This window comes from Streptomyces capparidis, assembly GCF_054782095.1.
Map to the genome: position 1 here is coordinate 43,013 of NZ_BAAGTD010000031.1, position 25,099 is coordinate 68,111.

Sequence of the window (25,099 nt, forward strand, 5' to 3'; positions counted from 1 at the left end):
GGTCGCCCGCCGCTCCCCGGCCGCCCCTCGGCCGGGCCGGTGGCGCCCCCGCCGCCGGTCGCGGCGAGTTCCTCAGACAATCCCAGATCCCGATGGTGAGTCCCTCGTCCGCCGCACGGCGGGGAGAGGGGGGCGAGCCCTGCCCGCGCCCGGCCCCCGGGCCGTGGTGGTGGGCGTAGCCATGGCCGGATCCGACGTGCTCGAAAGGCGTGGTCACCCGTGTCCGCAAGCGACGTGACGCAGCGACGGCTCGCGTACTGGAGGGACAGGCTCAGCCCGCTGCCGCAGGAGCTGGCGCTGCCCGCGGACCTCCCGCACCCGCGGGTGCCGGGCGAGCCCGGGGGGCGGCTGACGCGGCCGCTGCCCGGTGGTCTCTCGGGGCGGGCGGCGGTGTTCGGGGAGCGGGAGGGCGCGGGCCACGGCGACGTGGTGCTGGCCGCGTTCGCCGCGCTGCTGCACCGCTACTCGGGCTCGGCGGACGTGACGGTGGCCGCGGCCGTGGCGGGCCGGGCGCTGCCGCTGCGGCTCGACCTCACCGGCGGCCCGGGGCTGCGGGAGCTGGTGCGGCGGGTGGCGGCGGCCCGCGCGGAGGCCGCGGGGCACGCGGTGGCGTACGAGGCGATCGTGGAGGAGCTGAAGCCGGAGCCGACCCGCGGCGGCGCCCGGCTGGCGCACACCGGGTTCGGCCTGGCGGACGTCGCGGACGCGCCCGCGCACCTGGACCTGGTGGTGGACGTGGTCTCGGACGGGCTCGCGGTGCGGTACCGGGAGGAGGTGTTCGCCCGGGACACCGCGCAGCGGCTGCTGGGGCACCTGGTGACGCTGCTGGCCGACGGCCTGGACCGGCCGGGCGCCCCGGTGGCCGACCTGCGGGTGCTCCCCGAGCCGGAGCTGCGGCGGATGCTGCTGGAGTGGAACGACACCGCGCACCGGGTGCCCGCGCTGACGCTGCCGGAGCTGTTCCGGCGGCGGGTGGCGCAGGCGCCGGACGCGGTGGCCGTGGTGTTCGAGGGCACCGAGCTGACCTACCGCGAGGTGGACGCCCGCGCCAACCGGCTGGCGCACGCCCTGATCGCCCGGGGCGCGGGGCCCGAGCGGGTGGTGGCGCTCGCGCTGCCCCGCTCCCCGGAGATGATCGTCGCCGAGCTGGCCGTGCTGAAGGCCGGCGCCGCGTACCTGCCGGTGGACCCGGACTACCCGGCGGAGCGGATCGCGTTCATGCTGGCGGACGCCGCCCCGATGTGCCTGGTGACCACGGCCGGCCTGGCCGGGCGGCTGCCGGACGCGGACGGGGTGCCGCACCTGCTGCTGGACGCGCCGGGCACCGCGGCGGACCTGGCGGGGCGCCCGGAGACCGACCCCACCGACGCGGACCGGGGCGCGCCGCTGACGGTGCTCGGCGCCGCGTACGTCATCTACACCTCCGGCTCCACCGGGCGGCCCAAGGGCGTGGTGCTGTCCCACACGGGTGTGGCGAAGCTGGTGGCCACGCAGCAGGAACGGTTCGGCGTGGGCCCGGACAGCAGGGTGCTCCAGTTCGCCTCGCCGAGCTTCGACGTGGCGTTCTGGGACCTGTGCCTGGGCCTGCTGTCGGGCGGGCGGCTGATCGTGGTGCCGTCCGAGCGCCGGGTGCCGGGCGCGGCGCTCGCCGACTACGCGCGCGAGCACGGCGCGACGTTCATGATCCTGCCCCCGGCGCTGCTGGCGGCCATGCCCGAGGGCGTGGAGCTGCCCGCCCCGGCCACGCTGCTGGCCGGGACCGAGCGGGTGTCGCCGGAGCTGGTGGCGCGGTACGCGCCGGGGCGGCGGATGTTCAACGCGTACGGCCCGACGGAGGCCACCGTCAACTCCACGCTGGGCGCGTGCGAACCGGAGGGGCGGCGCGGCGCCTCCGTGCCGATCGGCGTGCCGGACCCGGGCACCCGCGCCTATGTGCTGGACGCGCGGCTGCGGCCGGTCCCGACCGGGGTGGTGGGCGAGCTGTACCTGGGCGGCGACGGGCTGGCCCGCGGCTATCTGGGGCGGCCGGGGCTGACCGCGGAGCGGTTCGTCGCCGACCCGTTCGGCCCGCCCGGCGGCCGGCTGTACCGCACCGGGGACCTGGTGCGCTGGCGGGCCGACGGGCAACTGGACTTCGTGGGCCGCGCGGACGACCAGGTGAAGATCCGCGGCTACCGGATAGAGCCGGGCGAGATCGAGTCGGTGCTGGCCGAGCACCCGTTCGTGGACCAGGTGGCGGTGGTGGCCCGGGAGGACCGGCCGGGCGAGAAGCGGCTGGCCGCGTATGTGGTGCCCGCCGCGACCGGGGAGCGGGAGCGGGACGAGGACGGCGAGCAGCGGCAGGTCGAGGACTGGCGGGACCTGCACGAGCTGCTGTACGCGGCGGCCGACTCCGAGGGCTTCACCGAGAACTTCGCGGGCTGGAACAGCACCTACGACGGCCGGCCGATCCCGCTGGAGGAGATGCGGGCCTGGCGCGAGGCGACGGTGGAGCGCATCCTGGCGCTGCGGCCGCGCCGGGTGCTGGAGATCGGCGTGGGCAGCGGCCTGATCCTGTCCCGGGTCGCGCCCGGCTGTGCGGCGTACTGGGGCCTGGACGCCTCCCGGGAGGCCGTCGCCTCGCTGGCCCGGCAGGTCGGCTCGGTGCCGGAGCTGGCGGGGAAGGTGGAGCTGCGGGCGCAGCCGGCGCACGACGTGAGCGGGCTGCCGCGGGGCTGGTTCGACACCGTCGTGATCAACTCGGTGGCCCAGTACTTCCCGAGCGTGGACTACCTCGCCGATGTGCTGCGGCAGGCGGTGGGGCTGCTGGCGCCCGGCGGGCGGGTGTTCGTCGGCGACGTGCGCAACCTGCGGCTGCTGCGCTGCCTGCGGGCCGCGGTGGAGACGGTGCGCGCGGGCGGGGGCGCGGACCCGGACGCGGTGCGCGCCGCCGTGGAGCGCTCGGTGCGCTGGGAGGGCGAGCTGCTGCTCGACCCGGACGTGTTCCCCGAGCTGGCGCGGAGCATCGACGGCGTGGCGGCGGTGGACCTGCGGGTGAAGCGGGCCCGGCACCACAACGAGCTGAGCCGCTACCGGTACGACGTGGTGCTGAGCACCGCTCCGGCCCCGGCGGCGGCGCCGGAGCGGGTGCTGGCCTGGGGCCGGGACGTGGCGGACCTGGACGGGCTGGCGGAGCTGCTGGCCGCGGCCGGGCGGTCCGCGCGGCTGCGGGTGACCGGCGTGCCCAACGCCCGGCTCGTGTCCGACCTGGCCGCGCTGCGCGCCCTGGACGGCGGCGCGCCCCCCGGGCCGGGCGTGGACCCGGAGCACCTGCACGAGCTCGGGGCGCGGCTGGGGTACGCCACGGCGGTGACCTGGTCCGGGGCGGCCGGGGACGGCAGCCTGGACGCGGTGTTCGCCGCGGCGGAGGGGTCCCTGGGCGAGGTGTACGCGCCGGGCGGCGCCGGTCCGCGGCCCCCGGCGGGGCTCGCCAACCGCCCGGTGCCGTTCCGGGACACCGCGACGCTGGTGAAGACGCTGCGCGCGTACGCGGCCGACCGGCTGCCCGGCTACATGGTGCCGTCGGCGTTCGTGCCGCTCACGGCGCTGCCGGTGACGCCGAGCGGCAAGCTGGACGGCAAGGCGCTGCCCGCCCCCGACTTCACGGCGCTCAGCTCGGGCCGCGCGCCGCGCGACGCCCGCGAGGAGCTGCTGTGCCGGGTCACCGCGCAGGTGCTCGGACTGCCCTCGGTGGGCGTGGACGACGACTTCTTCGCCCTGGGCGGCGACAGCATCCTGGCCATCCGGCTGCTGATCCGGGCGCGCGCGGAGGGGCTGGCGCTGACCTCGCGGGACGTCTTCCAGCACCGCACGCCGGAGGCGCTGGCCAAGGTGGCGGACGAGTGGGTGCCCGAGGAGGACGGCGGCGCCCCGCTGGTGGAGCTGGGCGAGGAGGAGCTGCGGGACCTGCGCGCGCGGGTGCCGGGGCTGGCCGAGGTGCTGCCCGCGGCGCCGCTCCAGGAGGGCCTGTACTTCCACACGCAACTGGCCGGCCCGGAGGCGGAGGACGTCTACCTGGTGCAGCAGGTGCTGGAGCTGACCGGGCCGCTGGACCCGGCGGCGCTGCGCCGGGCCGGGCAGGCGCTGCTCGACCGGCACGCCCCGCTGCGGGCCGCGTTCCACCAGTTGCCCGACGGCACCGTGGTGCAGGCGGTGCCCGCGCCGGGCGCGGTGGAGCTGCCGTGGCGCGAGGTGGACCTGTCCGGCGGCGGGGACGACCTGGGCTTCGGCTCCGGTGAGGACGGCTGCGCCGAGGTGGCCGCGCGGGACCGGGCGGTCCGCTTCGACCTGGGCCGGGCCCCGCTGCTGCGCTGCACCCTGGTGCGGCTCGGCGAGGAGCGGCACCGGCTGCTGCTGACGTTCCACCACGTGGTGGCGGACGGCTGGTCGGTGCCGGTGATCCTGCGGGAGCTGCTGGAGCTGTACGGGCGGGATTCGGCCCGGTTGCCGCGGGTCGCCCCGTACCGGGACTTCCTGGCCCAACTGGCGCGGCGGGACAAGGACGCGGCGCGGCGGGCGTGGGTGGCGGCGCTGGCGGGCCTGGACGGGCCGACGCATCTGGTGCCGTCCCGGCCGGGGCCCGCGGCGGCGCAGTCGGCGCACGTCGGCGTCGAGCTGCCGGAGGACGTCACCGAGGGCCTGGTCGCGCTGGCCAGGCGGCACGGCCTGACGCTGGGCACGGTGGTGCAGGGCGCGTGGGGCCTGCTGCTCGGGCGGCTGACGGGCCGCCGCGACGTGGTGTTCGGCAGCACCGTCTCCGGGCGGGACGCCGAGGTGGACGGCGTGGAGTCGATGGTCGGCCTGTTCATCAACACGCTGCCGGTGCGGCTGCGCTGGTCCCCGGGGCAGTCGCTGGTGGAGGTGCTCACGCGGTTGCAGCGGGAGCAGGCCGAGCTGCTCGACCACCAGCACCTGGGGCTGGCGGAGATCCAGCGGGCGGCCGGGCTCGGCGGCGAGCTGTTCGACACGCTGGTGGTGTTCGAGAACTACCCGGGCGGCGGCGAGCTGCGCGACCCGTCCGGGACGCTGCGCGCCAGGGACCTGGACTTCTCCAGCCCCGGCCACTATCCGCTGTCGCTGATGGTGCTGCCGGGGCGCAGGCTGCGGCTGCGGCTCGGCCACGACACGACCCGCCTGGACGGGGCGGCGGTGCGGCGCCTGGCCGGGCAGTTGACGCTGCTGCTGGCCGAGGCGGCGGCCGAGCCGGGCCGGGCGGTCGGCGGGATCGGCCTGCTGACCGCGGAGCAGGCGCGGCAGGAGGCGGAGCAGTCGACGGGCGAGACGCCGGAGGTGGCGCCGCTGACGCTCACCGAGGCGTTCGCCGCCCGGGTGGCGGCCGCCCCGGACGCGGTGGCCGTGGTGGACGCCGACGGCGGCGAGGTGTCCTACGGCGAGCTGGACCGGCGCGCCGAGGCCCTGGCCCGGCGGTTGCGGGCGCGGGGCGCCGGCCCGGAGGGCGTCGTCGCCGTGGCGGTGCCCCGCTCGGTGGAGCTGGTGGTGTCCCTGCTGGCGGTGCTGAAGTCGGGCGCGGCCTACGTGCCGGTGGACACCGGCTACCCGCCGGAGCGGATCGCCTATCTGCTCGCGGACTCCGGGGCCCGGCTGCTGGTGACGACGGCGCGGGCGGCGGAGCTGCCGCCCGCGGCGGACGGGCCCGAGCGGATCCTCGTGGACGAGGGCGGCGACGGGCCGGGCGACGGGCCCGGCGACGCGGACGCGGCCGGCGCCGGGCCCGCCCCCTCCCCCGCCCACCCCGCCTACCTGATCCACACCTCCGGCTCCACCGGGCTGCCCAAGGGCGTGGTGGTGCCGCACGGCGCGATCGCCCACCAGGCGGCGGCCATGCGCGGCCGGTACGGGATCGGCGCGGGCGACCGGGTGCTCCAGAAGGCGTCGGCGAGCTTCGACGCGTCGGTGTGGGAGGTGTTCCTCGCGCTGACGTCGGGCGCCGCGCTGGTGCTGACCCGGCCCGAGGACCACCAGGAGCCCGCCTACCTGGCCCGGCTGATCCGCGAGCGCGGCGTGACCACGCTGCTGTTCGTGCCCTCGCTGATCGAGGCGTTCCTGCGGGACGCCGAGGTCACCGCCGACCCGTCGTGGGCCGCGCCGCTGCGCCGCACCTTCAGCGGCGCCGAGGCGCTGCCCGGCCGCACCGCCCGCCGCTGGCGGGAGCTGACCGGGGCGCCGCTGCACAACCTGTACGGCCCGACGGAGGCGGCCGTCGCCACCACGTGGTGGCAGTACACCGAGGGCGAGGGCGACGCGCCCACCGTGCCGATCGGCGGCCCGGTGTGGCACACCCGGCTGCGGGTGCTGGACACCTGCCTGCGCCCGGTGCCGCCCGGGGTGCCGGGCGAGCTGTACCTGGCGGGCGCCCAGTTGGCCCGCGGCTACCACGGCCGGGCCGCGCTGACCGCGGAGCGGTTCGTCGCCGACCCGTACGGCCCGCCGGGCAGCCGCATGTACCGCACCGGCGACCTGGTGCGGCGCCGCCCGGACGGGGCGGTGGAGTACCTGGGCCGCACCGACCACCAGGTGGAGATCCGCGGCCACCGGGTGGAGCCCGGCGAGGTGGAGGCGCGCCTGGCGCTGGCGCCCGGGGTGGCCGAGGCCGCGGTGGTGGCCAGGCACGACGGGCCCGGCGGGGCGGCGCGCCTGGTGGCGTACGCGGTGCCGCGGCCGGGGGCGCGGCCGGAGCCGGAGGCGCTGCGCGCGCACCTGGCCGCGGCGCTGCCCGAGCCGCTGGTGCCGAGCGCGTTCGTGCTGCTGCCCGCGCTGCCGCTGACCGCGAGCGGCAAGCTGGACCGCGCGGCGCTGCCGGCGCCCGCGGCGGCGGGCCGCTCCCGGGCGCCCCGCGACGAGCGGGAGCGGCTGCTGTGCGGCGTCTTCGCCGAGGTGCTGGGTCTTGACGAGGTGGGCGCCGAGGACGACTTCTTCCAGTTGGGCGGCGACAGCATCTCCTCGCTCGCGGTGGCCGCGCGGGCGCGCCGCGCCGGGTTCGGGATCGGGCCGCGGGAGGTGTTCACGCACCGCACCCCGGCGGCGCTGGCGGCGGCGGTCGGCCGGTCCGCGCAGGAGCCGGCCGAGGAGCGGGCCGCGCCGGACCTGACCCGGGAGGAGCTGGACCGGGTGGCGGCGGCCGCGCCGGGTCCGGTGGAGGAGGTGTGGCCGCTGTCGCCGCTCCAGGAGGGCCTGTACTTCCACGCCACCTACGACCGCGACGGCCTGGACGTCTACACCGCGCAGCACCACTACGACCTGGACCACCGGGTGGACGCCGGGAAGCTGCGGGCCGCGTTCGCGGCGCTGCTCGACCGCAACGCCGCGCTGCGCGCCGGCTTCACCGGTGACGGCCTGCCCCGGCCGGTGCAGTTCACCGTGGCCGGCGCCCGGGTGCCGCTGGAGGAGGTGGACCTGACCGCTCTCGCCGGGCCTGAGCAGGAGGCGGAGGTGGCGCGGCTGATGGCCGCCGACCGCGCCCGCCGCTTCGACCTGGCCGCTCCCCCGCTGCTGCGGGCGCTGCTGCTGCGGCTCGGCCCGGACCGCGACCGCTTGGTGATCAGCAACCATCTGATCCTGTGGGACGGCTGGTCGGCGTGGCTGTTCCTCGAGCAGTTGTTCACCCTGTACGCCTCGGGGGGCGACGACCGCGGCCTGCCCGCGCCCGGCTCCTACCGGGACTACCTGGCGTGGCTGGGCGGGCAGGACCCGGCCGCCGCGCTGGCCGCCTGGCGCCAGGCGCTGTCGGGCCTGGCGGAGCCCACCGTGGTGGGCCCGGCCGACACCGCGCCCGAGCCGGTGATCCCGCGGCGGCGCCGCGTGGAGCTGTCCGCGGAGCTCAGCGAGCGGCTGCGCGGCGAGGCCCGCCGCCACGGGCTGACCCTCAACACCGTGCTCAACGCCGCCTGGGGCCTGGTGCTCGCGGGCCTGACCGGGCGCGACGACGTGGTGTTCGGGCAGACGGTGGCGGGCCGCCCGGCGGCGGTCGCCGACGTGGAGAACACCATCGGGCTGTTCCTCAACACCGTCCCCACCCGGATCGCGTTCCGGCCCGGGGAGAGCGTGCTCGCGATGCTGCGCCGGGTCCAGGCCGAGCGGGCGGCACTGATGCCGCACGAGTACGTGGGCCTGGGCGAGCTCCAGCGGGAGGCCGGGCACCGGCAGTTGTTCGACACGCTGTTCGTGCTCCAGAACATCGGCGGCGGCTCCGAGCAGCTCGACGACATCTCCCGCCGCCACGGCATCACCTCCTCCGGCGGCGTGGACGCCACCCACTACCCGGTGACGCTGGTGGTCACCCCGGACGAGCGGCTGCGGGTGCTGCTCAGCCACCGGCCCGACGTGTTCGGCGACGACGCGGCGCGGGCGCTGCTGGAGCGGTTCACCGCCGTGCTGGAGCGGCTGGTCGCCGACGTGGACGCGCCCGTCGGCGCGCTGGCGCTGCTCACCGACGCGGAGCGGCGGGAGCTGGCCGACCGCTGGGCGGGCGCGGACCTCGCGGTGCCGGACGACACCGTGGCCGACCTGCTGGCCTGCCAGGCCGGGCGCACCCCGGACGAGGTGGCGCTGGTCTTCGGCGAGCAACGGCTCACCTACGCCCAGCTCGACGCGCGGGTCAACCGGCTCGCCCGGCTGCTGCTGGCCCGCGGGGCGGGCCCGGAGCGGGTGGTGGCCCTCGCGCTGCCCCGCTCGGCGGACATGGTGGCGGCGCTGTTCGCGGTGCTGCGCACCGGGGCGGCGTACCTGCCGCTGGAGCTCGACCACCCGGCGGAGCGCCTGGCGTGGATGATCGAGGACACCGGGCCGATGTGCGTGCTGACGGTCTCCTCGGTGGCGCTGCCCGCGACGGGCGTCCCCGTGGTGGCGCTGGACGACGAGGCGGTGGCCGGCGAGCTGGCCGCGCTGCCGGGCGGGGCGGTGGACGACGCCGAGCGGCCCCGATTCGCCCGCGGCCTGCCGGGCCGCCTGGAGCACCCGGCGTACGTGATCTACACCTCGGGCTCCACCGGCCGCCCCAAGGGCGTCGTCACCCCGTACCGGGGCCTGACGAACATGCAGCTCAACCACCGCGAGGCGGTGTTCGGCCCGGCGGTGGCCGCGGCGGGCGGGCGGCGCCTGCGCATCGCGCACACCGTGTCGTTCGCGTTCGACATGTCGTGGGAGGAGCTGCTGTGGCTGGTCGAGGGCCACGAGGTGCACGTGTGCGACGAGGAGCTGCGGCGTGACGCCGAGGCCCTGGTGGCGTACTGCGACCGGCACCGGATCGACGTCGTCAACGTCACCCCGACCTACGCCCACCACCTGATCGAGGAGGGGCTGCTGGAGGCGGGACTGCCGGAGGCGGGGCAGGCGGGCGGCCGGGACCGGTGGCGCCCCGCGCTGGTGCTGCTCGGCGGCGAGGCCGTGTCCGACGCGGTGTGGGCGGCGCTGCGCGACACCGAGGGCACCTGCGGCTACAACCTGTACGGCCCCACCGAGTACACGATCAACACCCTCGGCGGCGGCACCGACGACAGCGCCACGCCCACGGTGGGCCGCCCGATCCGCGGCACCCGCGCCTATGTGCTGGACGCGGCGCTGCGCCCGGTGCCCCCCGGCACGCCCGGTGAGCTGTACATCTCCGGGGTGGGCCTGGCGCGCGGCTACCACCGGCGGGCGGGTCTGACGGCGGAGCGGTTCGTCGCCGACCCGTTCGGCGCGCCGGGCGGGCGCATGTACCGCACCGGCGACCTGGTGCGGGAGCGGCCCGACGGCAACCTGGACTTCCTGGGCCGCACCGACGACCAGGTCAAGATCCGCGGCTACCGGGTGGAGCTCGGCGAGATCACCGCCGCGCTGCACGACCACCCCGGCGTGGCGCACGCCGCGGTGGTGGTGGACCCCTCGGCGCCGGACGGGGTGAAGCGGCTCGCGGGGTACGTAGTACCGGAAAGCGGGGCACCGGAAAACGGGGCACCGGAGAGCGGGGCACCGGAGGGCGGGGCGCCCGGAGACGGGGCCGCCGCGCTGCTCGCCGAGGTACGGGCGCACCTGAAGGAGCGGCTGCCCGGCTACATGGTGCCCGCCTCGCTGACGGCCGTGGACCGGCTGCCGCTGACCGTCAACGGCAAGCTGGACGTGCGCGCCCTGCCCGCGCCCGCCGTCGCCGCCGAGGCCGGGGGCCGGCCGCCGCGCGACGACCGGGAGGAGGTGCTGTGCGCCCTGTTCGCCGAGGTGCTCGGCGTGGACCGGGTCGGCGTCGAGGACAGCTTCTTCGACCTGGGCGGGCACTCGCTGCTGGCCACCCGGCTGGTCAGCCGGGCCAGGACGGCGCTCGACGCGGAGCTGGCCATCCGGGACCTGTTCGAGGCGCCCACCGTGGCCGCCCTGGCCCGCCGCTGCTCCGGCGCCGCGGCCCGGCCCGCCCTGGTGCGCCGGGAGCGGCCGGCGGAGCTGCCGCTGTCGTTCGCGCAGGCGAGGCTGTGGCTGCTCCAGCGACTGGAGCGGGACTCGGCCGCGTACAACTTCCCCATCGCGGTGCGGCTGCGCGGGCCGCTGGACACCGGCGCGCTGCGGGAGGCGTTCGCCGACGTGACGGCGCGCCACGAGGCGCTGCGCACCGTCTTCGCCGAGCGGGACGGCCGCCCGTACCAGCGGATCCTGCCCGCGGACCTGGCGCGGCCCGTGGTCGAGGAGGTCGCCGCCGGGCCGGACGAGGTCACCGGTGTGGTGGCCGCGGCCGTGGCGCGCCCGTTCGCGCTGGAGGCGGAGCTGCCGCTGCGGGTGACCGTGGTGCGGGTCGCGGAGGACGAGCACGTGCTGGTGGTGCTGCTGCACCACATCACCACCGACGAGTGGTCCGACGGGCCGTTCCTGCGCGACCTGGCGGAGGCGTACGCGGCCAGGCGCGAGGGGCGGGCGCCGCGGTGGCGGCCGCTGCCGGTCTCCTACGCCGACTACACGCTGTGGCAGCGGGAACTGCTGGGCGACCGCGCGGACCTCTCCAGCCTGGCGGCGCGCCAGCTCGCCCACTGGCGGCGGGTGCTCGACGGGCTGCCGGAGGAGATCCAGTTGCCCGCGGACCGGCCGCGCTCCCCGGCGGGCTCGGCGGGCGGCACGGTGCGGACGGCGCTGCCGCCCGAGGCCGCGGCGGGGCTGCGGAGGCTGGCCCGGCGCACCGGGGCGAGCCTGTTCATGGTGCTCCAGGCGGCGGTGGCCGCGCTGCTGCACCGGCTCGGCGCGGGCACCGACATCCCGCTGGGCGCGCCGATCGCCGGGCGCACCGACGAGGCCCTGGACGACGTGGTGGGCTTCTTCGTCAACACCCTGGTGCTGCGCTGCGACGTGACCGGGGACCCGGGCTTCGCCGAGCTGGTGCGGCGGGTGCGGGAGGCGGACCTGGCGGCGTTCTCGCACGCGGACGTGCCGTTCGAGGCGGTGGTGGAGGAGCTCAACCCGGCGCGGGCGGCGGGCCGCAACCCGCTGTTCCAGGTGATGGTGGGGCACCGCAGCCGCGGCGGGACGGCGTTCGAGCTCGCGGGCCTGGAGGTCGCCGACGAGCCGTTCCCCGAGCGCACCGCCAAGTTCGACCTGGTGTTCTCCTTCTCGGACACCAGCACGGAAACCGGCACGGACTCCGGTGGGGACTCCGGCGCGGACCCGGAGGGCATCGGCTGCCGGATCGAGTACCGCGCCGACCTGTTCGACCGGGACACCGTCGTGCGGCTCGGGCAGCGCCTGGGCCGGCTCGCCGTGGCCGTGGCCGCCGATCCGGAGCTGCCCGTCGGCCGGGTGGAGGTGCTGGGCGAGGACGAGCGGGAGCTGGTGCTGCGCGGCTTCAACGACACCCGCCGGGAGGTCGCGGAGACCTCGCTGATCGGGCAGTTCGCGGCGCGGGCGGAGGAGACCCCGGACGCGGTGGCGGTGGTGGACTCCCGCGGCGGGCTGACGTACGCGGAGCTGCGGGAGCGGGCGGAGCGCATCGCCGGGCTGCTGGCCCGGCGCGGTGTGGGCCCGGAGGACGTGGTGGGCGTCGCCCTGCCGAGGAACGCGGACATGGTGGCGTCGGTGCTGGCCGTGCTCCGGCTCGGCGCGGCCTGGCTGCCGCTCGACCTGGGGCACCCGGCCGACCGGGTCGCGTACATGCTGCGGGACTCCGGGGCGGGCCTGGTGGTGACGGACACCGCGACCCGCGGCGCGCTGCCGCCGGTCGGCGCGGCCGAGCTGGTGCTGGACGAGGACGCGGTGGCGGCGGAGCTCGCCGCCGAGCCCGGCGGCGAGCTGCCGCAGGCGCCGTCCGGCATCGGCCACGCCGCCTACGTCATCTACACCTCGGGCTCCACCGGCCGCCCCAAGGGCGTGGTCGTCACCCACGAGGGCATCGGGTCGCTGGTGGCCACGGCCGTGGACCGGATGGGCGTGGACAGCGCCGCCCGGGTGCTCCAGTTCGCCTCCGTCGGGTTCGACGTGGCCGTGTTCGAGCTGGCGATGGCGCTGTGCGCGGGCGCCCGGCTGGTGCTGATACCGGAGGCGGCCCGCACCGACTACCGGGCGCTCACCGGCTTCGTGAACGAGCAGCGGATCACCCACATGATCCTGCCGCCGTCGCTGGTGTCCGCGCTGCCCGCCGACCTGACCCTGCCGAAGGACGCCGTGGTGCTGGTCGGCACCGAGACCGTGCCGCCGGACCTGATCGCCCGCTGGGCCGGCCATCTGCGCCTGCTCGCCGCGTACGGGCTGACCGAGGCCACCGTGAACTCCACGCTGTGGCCGGCGGAGCCCGACTGGAGCGGCGCGGTGCCGATCGGCCGCCCCGACCCGAACACGGTGCTGTATGTGCTGGACGACCGGCTGCGGCCGGTGCCGCCCGGCGTCGTCGGCGAGCTGTACGTGTCCGGGCGCGGGCTGGCCCGCGGCTACCTGGGGCGGCCGGGGCTCACGGCGGAGCGGTTCGTCGCCGACCCGTTCGGCCCGCCCGGCGCCCGCATGTACCGCACCGGCGACCGCGCCCGCTGGCGGCCCGACGGGAACGTGGACTTCCTCGGCCGGGTGGACGACCAGGTGAAGGTGCGCGGGTTCCGGGTGGAGCTCGGCGAGGTCGAGGCGGCGCTGGCCGGGCACCCGGGCGTCACCCAGGCCGCGGTGGTGGCCGACCGGGCCGGCGAGGTGACCCGGCTCGTCGGGTACGCCGTGCCGTCCGGGGCGACGCCGCCGCCGTCGCCCGCCGAGCTGCGCGCGCACGTGGCCGGGCGACTGCCGGACTACATGGTCCCGGCGACCGTGGTGGTGCTGGACGGGCCGCTGCCGCTGACCCGCAACGGCAAGCTGGACCGGCGGGCGCTGCCCGCCCCCGACTGGTCGGCGCTGGCCGGCGACGCCAAACCCGCGGGCCCGGAGCAGGAGGCGCTGGCGCGGCTGTTCGCGGAGGTGCTGAGACTGCCCGAGGTGGGCGTCCACGACGACTTCTTCGCGCTCGGCGGCCACTCGATGGCCTCGATGCGGCTGCTGGCGCGGATCAGGTCGGTGTTCGGGGTGGAGCTCTCCGTGCGGGACGTGTTCGACACGCCGACGGTGGCGGGCCTGGCCGGGCTGCTGGCGGGCGCGGGCGCCGCGGTGCGGGCGGAGCTGCGCCCGGTGCCCCGGCCTCAGGCGCTGCCGCTGGCGCCGGGGCAGCGGCTGCTGTGGGCGCGGCACCGGGCGGCCGGGGAGCGCGGCACCTGGGACCTGGCGTTCGCGCTGCGCGCCCCGGGCGGGCTCGACGTGCCCGCGCTGGAGGCGGCGCTGGCCGACCTGGTCGCCCGGCACGAGCCGCTGCGCACCGTCTTCGCGCCGCTGGCGGACGGCGGCGCGCGGCAGGTCCCGCTGCCGGAGGACCGTACGGTGCTGGAGCAGTTGCCGCCGCGGGAGGCGGACCTGGACACCCAGCTCGCCGAGCTGGCCCGCACCGGACCCGACCTGACCCGCGAACCCCCGTTCCGGGCGCGCCTGGTGACGGACGGCTCGGGCGCGCGGGCGCTGCTGGTCACCACGCACTACCTGGGCGTGGACGAGTGGTCGGTGGTGCCGCTGGTCCGGGACCTCACCACCGCGTACGAGGCCCGCGCCCGGGGCCTGGCGCCGCGGTGGCGGCCGCTGCCCGTCGGCTACGCCGACTACACGGTGTGGGCGAACGAGGCGCTGGGCGACCCGGCGGACCCGGGCAGCCCGTACGCCCGCCAACTGGCCTGGTGGCGCGAGGCGCTGCGCGGCCTGCCCGGCGGCGGCGCGGGGGACGGCGTCCACCGCGGCGAGGACCTGGAGTTCGCGCTTGACCCCGCGCTGCACGAGGGCGTGGACCGGCTGGCGCGGGCCACCGGCACCAGCATGTTCATGGTGATGCAGGCGGCGCTGGCCACTGTGCTCACCCGCGGCGGCGCGGGCACGGACCTGCCGATCGGCACCCTGGTCGCGGCCCGCGGCTCGGCGCTGCTGGACGACCTGGTGGGCTCGTTCTTCAACACGGTGGTGCTGCGCACCGACACCTCCGGCGACCCGGACTTCACCGAGCTGCTGGCCCGGGTCAGGAGCACCGACCTGGCGGCGCTCGACCACCAGGACGTCCCGTTCCGGGACGTGGCCGACGCGCTGGGGCTCGCCGCGCCCCGGGTGATGCTGGTCCACCACGAGCAGGCCCGCCTGCCGGAGCTCGGCACGCTCACCCCCGTCCCGACCGGGGCGGCCAGGGCCGAGCTGACGCTGAGCTTCTACGAGCCGGTGGGCCCGGGCCCGGTGGACTGCGTGCTGACGTACGCGGACGGCCGGGTGGACCGCGCGGCGGCGGAGCGACTGCGGGACGACCTGCTCCGGGTGCTGGGCGCCGCGGTGCGGGCGCACGGCGGCGGTGACGGGACGGCCGACGGGAGGGCCGAGGCGGCCGGGTGAGCCGGAGAACCGGGAAGAGCGATGGAACCGAGGAAACCGAGGAAGAGGACCGACCCATGACGAACCCGTTCGAGGACAAGGACGCCGCCTACCTGGTGCTGGTCAACGACGAGGACCAGCACTCCCTGTGGCCCGCGTTCGCCGAGGTGCCCGCGGGCTGGACGGTGGCGTTCGGCGAGGCGCCCCGTGAGGCGTGCCTGGAGTACGTCGAGGAGCACTGGACCGACCTGCGGCCCAAGAGCCTGCGCCTGGCCATGGACGGCGGGGCCGCGAAGTAGCCGCCGCCGGGGGGGCGGGCCCGCGGGCCCGCCCCCGGGCTCAGCCCTGGACGGCCATCCGGACGCCGAGGGCCACCAGCACCCCGCCGGAGACCTGCTCCATCCTGCGGCGCACCGAGGCGCGGCTCAGCACCGCGCGCATCCGGCCGACGAACCACACGTAGCAGCCGTAGTAGCCGACCTCGTACACCGCCCACACGGCGGCCAGCAGCACCATGGTGGGCAGTTGCGGGGCGCCCGAGGGCACGAACTGCGGCAGGAACGACATCGCGAACACGGCCGCCTTGGGGTTGGCGAGGTTGACCGCGAGCGCGGACCGGTAGGACCGCCATCCGCCGCCGGGCCCGGGCTGCTCGGCCGCGACGGCCTCGGCGCCGCCGCGCCTGGCGGCGCGCAGCGCCTGCACGCCGAAGACGACGAGGACGACGGCGCCGACGTAGCGCATCACGTCGTAGGCGACCTCGGAGGCGGCCAGCAGGCCGGTGAGGCCGAAGGCGGCGACCAAGCCCCAGACGAACACCCCGGTCTCGTTGCCGAGCACCGCGGCGAACCCGTTCCTCCTGCTGTGCAGGGAGTGCCGGATGATCAGGACGGTGCTGGGCCCGGGGGACGCGGCGACCAGGGTGCAGGCGCCGATGAAGGCGAGAAAGGTGTGCAGCATTGGCCCATCCTGGAACCGGCCGCGGCCTCCTGCCACCGGATTACCGCCGTCCCCTTCCCCGCCCGGCCGGGCGGGGGCCCGCCTCGGGGCGGCGCACCGCCCGCTTTTGTAGGCCACACCAACGGTCTCGCTAGAATCCGCCCATGGAGACGACCGACGAGTACCGCCCGCCCACCCGGCTGCGGACCACCCCGAGCTGGCTGATCACCCACACCGCCACGCACGCCTCCCGGCTCTCCGGCGAGGCGTTCGCCGCCACCGGGGCGCGCCGCTACCACTACGCGCTGCTCTCGGCCCTGGCGGAGTTCGGCCCGTCCAGCCAGGCCGCCCTCGGCCGCAGGTGCGGGATCGACCGCTCCTACGTGGTGGAGGCCGTCAACGAGCTGGCCGCCGCGGGCCTGGCCGTGCGCTCCCCCGACCCGTCCGACCGGCGCCGCAACGTCATCAGCATCACCGCCGCCGGGCAGGAGCAGTTGCACCGCATCGGCGAGGCCGTGGCCAGGGCCCAGGACGAGCTGCTCGCCCCGCTGTCCCCCGGGGAGCGGGAGCAGTTGACGGAGCTGCTGGGGCGGGTGCACGAGCATCTGACGCGCCACTGAACGCTCCCACCCGTCGCATCGCCCGCCACTGGGGTGGCGGGCGGGGCGACGGGTGGGCGGGCGGGGCGACGGGCGGGCGGGGCGGCAGGTTCACCGCTGCGCCGACCACGCCCCCCACAGGGTCGCGTAGCGGCCGCCCGCGGCCACCAGGTCGTCGTGGGTGCCCGTCTCGACCACGCGGCCCTCGTCCAGGACCACCACCCGGTCGGCGGTGACGGCCTGGGTGAGCCGGTGGGCGACGATCAGGGCGGTGCGGCCCTCGAGGGCGGCGGTGGCCGCCCGCTCCAGCACCCGCGCGCCCGCGCTGCCCGCCTCCGCGGTCGCCTCGTCCAGGATGGCGACCGGCGGGTCGGCCAGCACCAGCCGGGCCAGGGCGAGCTGCTGGGCCTGGGCCACCGTCAGACGGTGGCCGCCGTCGCCGACCACGGTCGCCAGGCCCTCGGGCAGCTCGAGCGCCCACTCCAGCGCGCCCACCCGGTCCAGGGCGGCCCGCAGCTCGTCGTCGGACGCCTCGGGGCGGGCGAGCCGCAGGTCGTCGGCGAGCGGGCCGGCGAAGACGTGCACCTCCTGGGTGATCAGGGCGACGGTGCGCCGGGTGGCCGAGGGGCCGAGCGCGGCGGGCTCGCGGCCGCCGAGCAGCACGGTGCCCCGGGTGGGCTCCTGCACGCCCGCGATCAGCTTCGCCAGGGTGGTCTTGCCCGCGCCGCTGCCGCCGACCAGCGCCACCTTCTCGCCGGGCGCGATGCGCAGCCGCACGTCGCTCAGCACCTCGTGGCCGGGCACGTAGGCGTGGCCGAGGTCCACCACCTCGACGGAGGCGTCATCGGGCGCCGCGGGCCGCTCCGGCTCGGCGGGCGGGGCCAGGTCGGCGACGCCCACCAGGCGGGCCAGGCCCGCCGTCGCGGTCTGGGCGTCGTCCAGCAGCGACAGCGCGGCGTTGACCGGGCCGAACAGGCTGTGGAAGTACAGCGCGGCGGCGGTCGCGGTGCCCAGGGAGGCCGAGCCGTCGCGCACCAGCAGGTACCCGGTGACCAGGACGGCGGTGAGCCCGGTGAACTCGGCGATGTGCAGCCGGGAGTAGAACCGCAGCACCAGGCGGATCCCGGCGAGCGCCAGCTCCACCGCGGCCGAGGACCGCTCGGCCACCCGCGCGGTGTGCCGGTCGGCGAGCCGGAACGCCCGCACGGTGGCGGCGCCGCCCACGGTGTCCAGGAGCTGCTGCTGCTGGGCGCCGGTGGCCACCCGCTGACGGGCGTACAGCGGCCCGGCGCGGCGCACGTACCAGCGCGCGGTGTGCAGTTGCACCGGCAGGGCCAGCAGGGCCGCGAGCAGGAACCGCCAGTCGAGCACCGCGAGGCCCGCCAGGGTCAGCAGGATGGTGAGCAGGGAGCGGGCCAGCTCCGGCAGGGCGTTGCGGACGGCCGCCGCGATCAGGGCCACGTCCCCGGTGACCCGCGAGGTGAGGTCGCCGGATCCGGCGCGCTCCACCTGGTGCAGCGGAAGGTGCAGGGCACGGGCGATGAATCGTTCCCGCAGCCGGGCGAGCATGCCCTCGCCGAGCCGGGCCACCAGGGCCAGGCCGAGCACGGTGGCCGCGCCCTGCACCACGGCGACGGCGGCCAGCGCGGCGGCCAGGCCCGCGATGTCGCCGGTCGCCCCCTCGGCGGCGGCGTCCACGACGCGGCCGAGCAGCGGGGCGACCAGCATGCCGGTGGCGGTGGCGGCCACCATGACGCCGAACGCGGCGGCGGCCAGGCCGCGGTGCGGGCGCAGCAGCTCGACGACGGCGGCGCGGGCCCGGGCGGGGGTGGCGGTGGGCAGCAGGGCGCGCTCCGGCTCGCCGGTGCCCGGCTCCCGCGCCGGGTGCGCCGTGGAGGTGTCCGTCATGCCAGGACCGCCGTCCGGTAGTCGTGGTGGCGGGCCACCAGCTCGGTGTGGGGGGCGACGTCGGCGACCGTGCCGCCGTCGAGCAGCACCACGCGGTCGGTCACCGCGAGCAGGGCGGGGCTGCTGGTGACCAGCACCGTGGTGCGGTCCCGGCGCACCCCGCGCAGCCGGGCGGCGATGCGGGCCTCGGTGACGGCGTCCACGGCGGTGGTGGGGTCGTGCAGGACCAGCACGGGCGGGTCGGCGGCGAGCGCGCGGGCGAGGGCGACCCGCTGCCGCTGGCCGCCCGACAGGGACCGGCCGCGCTCGGAGACCAGGGTGTCCGCGCCGTCCGGCAGGACCCGGCACACCTCGTCGGCGCCCGAAGCGGCCAGCACCGCGGCGAGGTCCACGCCGGGGCGGGCGGTGCCGGTGATGTTCTCGTGCACGGTGCCCTCGAACAGGTCGGCGTCGTGCGCCGCCACCAGGACGGCTTCGCGCACGGCCAGCGGGTCGAGCCCGGACAGGGGCGTGCCGTCCAGCTCCACCGCCCCCTCCTCCGGGTCGGCCTCCCTGGCCAGGCAGCGCAGCAGGTCCTTGGCCGCCGCCGGGTCGGTGGCCACCACGCCGATCAGCTCGCCCGGGGCGGCCTCGAAGTCCACCCGGCGCAGTTGCCCGCGGGTGACCTCGCGCAGCCGCAGCCGGCCGCGCACGGGCGGCCGCGGCGCGGCCCGGCCGCCGTCCACCGCCCAGGGCGCGGCGAGCACGGAGGCGATCCGGGCCGCCGAGGCCCGCCCGGCGGCCAGCTCGGTGTTGCACCAGGACAGCACCCGCAGCGGGGAGATCAGGAACTGCGCCAGGCCCACCGCGGCGACCAGTTCGCCGACGCTGATGTCGCCTTCGGCGGCGAGCCGGCCGCCGACCAGCGCCACGGCGGCGATGACCAGCCCGGTCATGAACAGCACCGCGCCGTCGTGCCCGGCCTCGGCGCGGGACGAGCGCAGCGTGGCCGCCAGGGCGTCCTGGCTGGTGCGGCGGTAGCGGGCGACGGCGGCGGGCTCCGCGCCCAGGCCCTTGAGCACCCGCAGGCCCGCCACCAGGTCGGCGGCCACGCCCGAGGCGTGCGCGGCGCGCTCCTGCTCGGCGGCGCTGCGCCGCTCCAGCGGGCGGCCCAGCAGGTGGGTGAGCCACAGCATCAGCGGGACGCCGAGCAGGACCAGCAGCCCGAGCGGCAGCGACACCCGCAGCAGGGCGACGGCGCCGACCAGCAGGCCGGTCAGGGCGGCGACGGCGGCCGGCACGGCCATGGTGGCGCGGCCGACGCGGCGGGCGTCCTCGGTGGCGATGTTGGCCAGCGCCCCGGGCAGCCGCCCGGCTTCGGCGCCGCCGCGGGCGTGCAGCACCCGCCGGGTCAGGCGTATCCGCACGGTGTGCCCGGCCCGCTCGGCCGCCTGCTCCCCGAACCTGATGCCGTACCGGAAGGAGAACGACAGGACGACGAACAGCGCCCCGAGGACCGCGATCCAGGTGAGCAGCCGCTGCCCGTCCCCGGTGGCGACGGCCTGGTCGATGACGACGCCGACCAGGACGGGGACGAGGGCCTCGGCCGCCTGGTGCCCCCCGGCGAGCCCGGCGCCCGCGGCGAGCGGGCGCCACTGGCCCCTGACGGCGCCCGCGAGCAGGGCGGGGCCGGTCGCCGGGAGCGCGGCCCGCTCGTCCGGTGCGGCGTCCACCGGTTCGCCGGGCCGGCCCTGCGGTTCGCCGGGCCGGTCCCGCGGTGACGGCTCGGCGCGCTCCTCGGGATCCCGGTGCTCCCGGGAGACCCGCGTCCCCCCACTGCCCACGTTCGATCCTCCGGTCCCTGCGCCCTCGGCGCCTCAGGCGACTGCACGGAACTTAGGTAAGGCTAGACTAAGCCGGTCTCCGCCGGGGCGGCGGGTGCGGACGGCGGCGGAGCGCACGGCTCGGCGACGGGCGCGCGGGGCGGCGGACACGCCCGGCGAACCGGCCGGGCCGCCGCGGAACCGGCGGCACGTCAGCCCACCGCCCGTCAGGCCACCACCCGTCAGCCCCACCGCCGTCGAGCCCGTGCCCTCCCGCGCCCTCACCCCCGGCCGTCGTCCGCCGCCAGCCCCACGCCGGCCGCCAGGCGGGACACCGCGTCGGCGAAGAACGCGTCCCCGGCCTCCACCACCCTGTTGAACTGCCCGAACACCTCGAAGCCGACGAGGCCGAACAGTTGCGCCCACGCCGCTACCAGCGCGATCGTCGCCGCGGGCGGCAGGGCGGGGTCGCCCTCGTCCGCGAGCCGCACGACGTCCTCGTGCAGCGCCCCGGCCGGCACCGGCCCGTCCGGGACCCGCAGCTCCCCGTCGCGGTGGGCGTCCCGCACCACGCCGATCAGGGCGAGGCCCACCCGGGACGCCGGTCCGACGGTGTCCAGGGGCGCGGAGTAGCCGGGCACGGGCGAGCCGTAGATGAGGGCGTACTCGTGGGGGTGGGCCAGCGCCCAGCTCCGCACGGCGGAGCACACCGCGCCGAAGCGGGCGGCGGGGGCCGCGCCGGACGACGCCCGGGCGGCCCGCTCGGCGGCTTCGCCCACGGCGTCGAAGGCGTCCACGATGAGCGCGGTCAGCAGGTCGTCGCGGCTGGGGAAGTAGCGGTAGAGCGCCGACGAGACCATGCCCAGCTCCCGGGCGACGGCGCGCAGGGACAGCTTGGCCGCCCCGTCGGCGGCGAGCCGCCGCCGGGCCTCCTCCTTGATGGCCCCCGTCACCTCGATGCGGGCCCGTTCCCTTGCTCCTCGGATCGTTGCCATGGGCGGCAGTCTGCCACCGATCAGAGCAATGACCAAAAACAAGAGCACTGCTCTTGCCGCGGAGCGCCGTTCCGTGTCACCATCGCTCCACAACGAGAGCAGTGCTCACACACTGCTCCACCACGACGGGGAGCCTCCCATGAGCAAGCCGAACGAGCGGAACGAGTCCACCCAGCACGCGATCAAGCCCAACTGGGTCATGGTCAACGTCGTCAACCGGTCCATGGCCTGGGTCACCCGCCGGGGCATCAGCCTGCGGGGCTCCCGCATCCTTGCCGTGCGCGGGCGCAGCAGCGGCCAGTGGCGCCGCACCCCGGTCAACCTGCTCACGGTGGACGGGCAGCACTACCTCCTCGCCCCGCGCGGCCACGTCCAGTGGACGCACAACATGCGGGCCGCGGGCGGCGGCGAGCTGAGCCTCGGCAAGCGGGTGGAGGTCTTCACCGCGCGGGAGGTCGCCGACGACGACAAGCCCGAGCTGCTGCGCGCCTACCTCCAGCGCTGGAAGGCCGAGGTCGGCGCCTTCTTCGACGGCGTCGGCCCCACCTCGTCCGACGAGGAGCTGCGCCGCGTCGCCCCGCGGCACCCGGTGTTCCGGATCACCGTCACCGCCACCCGCACCGACGGCTAGGCGGTGTCCGACAATCCGCGTCGGATCAGCGCGCGGCGTCTGGTGCGGTGCCTCGCAAGGCGGAGGATCTCCCGCGTACTGGGCGTACTCGGGTGATCCGACAACGCGGCGAGGCGCCGTGCCAGGCGTCGCGCGCCCGGCGGGGATTGTCGGACACCGCCTGGGGCCTCGACGAAGGGACCGGGGCCCCTCGCTATGCTCGCCGCCCGGGCCGGGCGCGGTGGACGCGGTCGGCGGCGAGGCAGCCAGCGACCCATGAGGGACCCACGTGTTCGAGTACGTCAAGGACGGGGCGGAGATCTACCGCAGGTCCTTCGCCACCATCCGCGCCGAGGCCGACCTGGGCGGGCTGCCCCCGGACGTCGCCCGCGTCGCCGTGCGGATGATCCACGCCTGCGGGATGGTGGACCTCGTCCGCGACCTGGCCTGGTCGCCCGAGGTGGTGGCCCGCGCCGGGGAGGCGCTGCGCGCGGGCGCGCCGGTGCTGTGCGACGTGGCGATGGTCGCCAGCGGCGTCACCCGCTCCCGGCTGCCCGCCGGCAACGAGGTGGTGTGCACGCTGTCCGACCCGCGGGTGCCCGACCTGGCCCGGCGCCTGGGCACCACCCGCAGCGCCGCCGCGCTCGAACTGTGGCGGGACCGGCTCGACGGCGCGGTGGTGGCCGTCGGCAACGCGCCCACCGCCCTGTTCCGGCTGCTGGAGCTGGTCGCGGAGGGCGGGCCCCGGCCGGCCGCGGTGGTCGGCGTGCCGGTGGGCTTCGTCGGCGCCGCCGAGTCCAAGCAGGCCCTGGCCGCCCACCCGGCGCGCCTGGAGCACCTGGTGGTCCACGGCCGCCGCGGCGGCAGCGCCCTGGCCGCGGCGGCCGTGAACGCCCTGGCGAGCGAGCAGGAGTGAGCCCGGCGGGGGCCGGGGACTCCTGCCGGCCCGCGTGCGGGCGGGTCAGCGTCCCAGCAGCGCGCGCAGCCACGCCACCGCGCCCGCCACGTCCGGGGTCACCGCGGTGCCCGGGGGCGCGGGCGGGCGGCGGATCACCACGACGGGCAGGCCCGCGGCGCGGGCGGCGGTCAGCTTCGCGGCGGTGGCCGCGCCGCCGCTGTCCTTGGTCACCAGCACCTCGATGCGGTGCCTGCGCAGCAGCTCCGCCTCGCCCTCCACGGTGAACGGGCCCCGCGCGAGCAGCACCCGGGTGCGCGGCGGCACCGGCGGCTCGGGCGGCTCCACGCTGCGCACCAGGAACCACTGCCGGTCCAGGCCCGCGAAAGCGGCCAGGCCGAGCCGTCCCGTGGTGAGGAACACCCGCTCCCCCAGCGAGGGCAGCAGTGCGGCCGCGGCATCGGCCGAGGCCACCGGGTGCCACCGGTCGTCCTCGCCCGGCACCCAGCCGGGGCGGCGCAGGGCGAGTAGGGGAACATGGACCGACGACGCGGCGAGGGCCGCGTTGCGGCTGATCACCTCGGCGAAGGGATGGGTGGCGTCGATGAGCGCGTCCGCCTGGTGCTCGCGCAGCCAGCGGGCCAGGCCCTCGGCTCCCCCGAACCCGCCGGTGCGCACCTCGCCCGCGGGCAGCCGGGGCCGGGCGACCCGCCCGGCGAGCGAGGTGGTGACGCGCACCGGGCCCGCGGCGCCCGCGGCGAGCTCGTCCGCGAGGCGGCGGCCCTGCGCGGTGCCGCCGAGCACCAGCACGTGCGGGGCCCTCACCGGGCACGCTCCCGCGGGGGCGTGCGGTGGCTGAGGACGCGCGGCGCGGGCTGCGGTACGGCTGGACCACGGGCGCCTGCGCGACCGCCGCGGCGAAGGCCGCCTGCACGGCGCTGCTCGGCGGGGACTTCCCCGACCCGGTGGTGATCACCCTGCCGAAGGGGCAGCGCCCGGCGTTCGCCCTGGCCGTGGAGGAGCGCGGGGAGAACTGGGCGATGGCCGGGGTGGTCAAGGACGCGGGCGACGACCCGGACGTCACCCACGGCGCGTTGGTGCGGGCCACGGTGCGGCCCGCGGCGCCGGGGGCGGGCGTGGTGTTCCGGGCGGGCCCCGGCGTGGGCACCGTCACCCGGCCGGGGCTGCCGCTGGCGGTCGGCGAGCCCGCGATCAACCCGGTGCCCCGGTCGATGGTGCGGCAGGCCGTCGCCGAGGTGGCGGCGCGGCTCGGCGGCACGGGCGACGTGGAGGTGGAGATCGCGGTGGACGGCGGCGAGGAGCTCGCCCGCCGCACCTGGAACCCGCGCCTGGGCATACTCGGCGGCCTGTCGATCCTGGGCACTACGGGTGTGGTGGTGCCGTACTCGTGCTCGGCGTGGATCGACAGCATCCGGCGCGGCGTGGACGTGGCGCGGGCGGCCGGGCGCACCCATGTCGCGGGCTGCACCGGTGCCACCTCCGAGCGGGTGGCCGCCCGCCTGCACGGGCTGCCGGAGGACGCCCTGCTGGACATGGGGGACTTCGCCGGGGCGGTGCTGAAGTACCTGCGCCGCCACCCGGTGCCCCGGCTGACCGTGGCCGGGGGCTTCGCCAAGCTGTCCAAGCTGGCGGCGGGCCATCTCGACCTGCACTCCTCACGCTCCCAGGTGGATCGGGGCCTGCTCGCCGACCTGGCCAGGCGCGGCGGCGCGGACGAGGAGCTCGCCGCGGCCGTGGCCTCGGCCAACACCGGCCTGGAGACCGTACACCTGTGCGCGGCCAGGGGGGTGCCGCTGGGTGACCTGGTCGCCGAGGCGGCCCGCGGGACGGCGCTCGGGGTGCTGCGGGGGGCGCCGGTGGCGGTGGACGTGCTGTGCGTGGACCGTGCGGGCGCGGTGGTGGGGCGGGCCGCGCCGCGGGGTCCCGGCGGGGTCGTGAATCGGTAGACGGTGCCGTCCGGCGGCGGACGGTGCCGTCCGCGGGAGGGGGCAACGGGACGCGGCGGCCCCGCTGTCCCCGAGGGTGCGCGCGCCTCAGGCCGGGTGGGGGCGGCGGGCGGGCACCAGCGCGTTGTACAGCTCGGTGACCTTCGTGTCGAAGGGCGGCGCGCCAATGTCCTGGGCGGCGGGGATCACCTTCTCGCGCAGGAAGCGCTGGTGCAGGTCCGCGGACTCCCAGACGTCGATCACCTGCCAGCCGCCGTCCTCCCGGGGCGCGGCGTAGTGGGCGATGAGCCCGGTCGGCGGGGTGTCGGGATCCGGTATGACCCGGTCCAGGCACGCCTGGTAGAGCTCCTGGTTCCAGTCGGGGCTGTAGTGGACTGCCAGAATCGACATGGTCGGCACTCCTTCCGGTGCGCTGGTCGCGTCTTTGCTGGCGACGCTAGGCCGGAGGGGCGGGGGCGGCGACCTGGG

The 25,099-nt window shown here is 77.4% G+C and carries 12 protein-coding genes; 6 read left to right on the top strand and 6 right to left on the bottom strand.

Annotation, left to right across the window (positions count from 1 at the left end):
- The first annotated feature begins 219 nt into the window (after nucleotides 1-219).
- Together ACYVO2_RS23790 and ACYVO2_RS23795 are read left to right on the top strand one after the other, a co-directional pair.
- Nucleotides 220-14,937, top strand: coding sequence for an amino acid adenylation domain-containing protein (locus ACYVO2_RS23790; protein WP_461009985.1), 14,718 nt, complete (start codon nucleotides 220-222; stop codon nucleotides 14,935-14,937).
- Nucleotides 14,938-14,993: 56 nt separating this feature from the next.
- Complete coding sequence (locus ACYVO2_RS23795; protein WP_461009986.1) at nucleotides 14,994-15,215, top strand: MbtH family protein; 222 nt, start codon at nucleotides 14,994-14,996, stop codon at nucleotides 15,213-15,215.
- A 40-nt stretch (nucleotides 15,216-15,255) separates the two neighbouring features.
- On the opposite strand, the gene ACYVO2_RS23800 is transcribed toward ACYVO2_RS23795, so the two are convergent.
- Nucleotides 15,256-15,876, bottom strand: coding sequence for a LysE family translocator (locus tag ACYVO2_RS23800; protein ID WP_461009987.1), 621 nt, complete (start codon nucleotides 15,874-15,876; stop codon nucleotides 15,256-15,258).
- A 143-nt stretch (nucleotides 15,877-16,019) separates the two neighbouring features.
- On the opposite strand from ACYVO2_RS23800, the gene ACYVO2_RS23805 reads away from it, so the two are divergent.
- Nucleotides 16,020-16,475: a MarR family winged helix-turn-helix transcriptional regulator gene (locus ACYVO2_RS23805; RefSeq protein ID WP_461009988.1), complete on the top strand. Its 456-nt coding sequence runs from the start codon at nucleotides 16,020-16,022 to the stop codon at nucleotides 16,473-16,475.
- 90 nt (nucleotides 16,476-16,565) lie between these two features.
- Here ACYVO2_RS23805 and ACYVO2_RS23810 read toward each other — a convergent pair whose 3' ends face one another.
- The 3 genes from ACYVO2_RS23810 to ACYVO2_RS23820 all read right to left on the bottom strand — a co-directional run bounded on the left by ACYVO2_RS23810 (nucleotide 16,566) and on the right by ACYVO2_RS23820 (nucleotide 21,159).
- Nucleotides 16,566-18,362, bottom strand: a complete 1,797-nt coding sequence (locus ACYVO2_RS23810) for an ABC transporter ATP-binding protein (protein WP_461009989.1) — start codon at nucleotides 18,360-18,362, stop codon at nucleotides 16,566-16,568.
- Entirely contained in the window at nucleotides 18,359-20,023 is a 1,665-nt protein-coding gene (locus ACYVO2_RS23815; protein ID WP_461010016.1) for an ABC transporter ATP-binding protein, read from the bottom strand. The genes ACYVO2_RS23810 and ACYVO2_RS23815 overlap by 4 nt, the downstream gene beginning before the upstream one ends.
- 422 nt (nucleotides 20,024-20,445) lie before the next feature.
- On the bottom strand, nucleotides 20,446-21,159 hold the full coding sequence (locus ACYVO2_RS23820) for a TetR/AcrR family transcriptional regulator (RefSeq protein ID WP_461009990.1): 714 nt from the start codon (nucleotides 21,157-21,159) through the stop codon (nucleotides 20,446-20,448).
- 139 nt (nucleotides 21,160-21,298) lie between these two features.
- Between ACYVO2_RS23820 and ACYVO2_RS23825 the strand changes: the two genes are divergently transcribed.
- Nucleotides 21,299-21,790: a nitroreductase family deazaflavin-dependent oxidoreductase gene (locus ACYVO2_RS23825; RefSeq protein WP_461009991.1), complete on the top strand. Its 492-nt coding sequence runs from the start codon at nucleotides 21,299-21,301 to the stop codon at nucleotides 21,788-21,790.
- Nucleotides 21,791-22,058: 268 nt separating this feature from the next.
- On the top strand, nucleotides 22,059-22,685 hold the full coding sequence (locus ACYVO2_RS23830; protein ID WP_461009992.1) for a precorrin-8X methylmutase: 627 nt from the start codon (nucleotides 22,059-22,061) through the stop codon (nucleotides 22,683-22,685).
- Nucleotides 22,686-22,730: 45 nt separating this feature from the next.
- Here ACYVO2_RS23830 and ACYVO2_RS23835 read toward each other — a convergent pair whose 3' ends face one another.
- Nucleotides 22,731-23,489, bottom strand: coding sequence for a cobalt-precorrin-6A reductase (locus ACYVO2_RS23835; protein WP_461009993.1), 759 nt, complete (start codon nucleotides 23,487-23,489; stop codon nucleotides 22,731-22,733).
- Nucleotides 23,490-23,515: 26 nt separating this feature from the next.
- Between ACYVO2_RS23835 and ACYVO2_RS23840 the strand changes: the two genes are divergently transcribed.
- Entirely contained in the window at nucleotides 23,516-24,631 is a 1,116-nt protein-coding gene (locus tag ACYVO2_RS23840) for a cobalt-precorrin-5B (C(1))-methyltransferase (protein ID WP_461009994.1), read from the top strand.
- 87 nt (nucleotides 24,632-24,718) lie between these two features.
- Here the strand turns inward: ACYVO2_RS23840 and ACYVO2_RS23845 are convergent, their stop codons facing one another.
- The gene (locus tag ACYVO2_RS23845) at nucleotides 24,719-25,021 is read right to left on the bottom strand and encodes a hypothetical protein (RefSeq protein WP_461009995.1); all 303 of its coding nucleotides are present in this window, start codon (nucleotides 25,019-25,021) and stop codon (nucleotides 24,719-24,721) included.
- Between the last annotated feature and the right edge of the window lie 78 nt (nucleotides 25,022-25,099).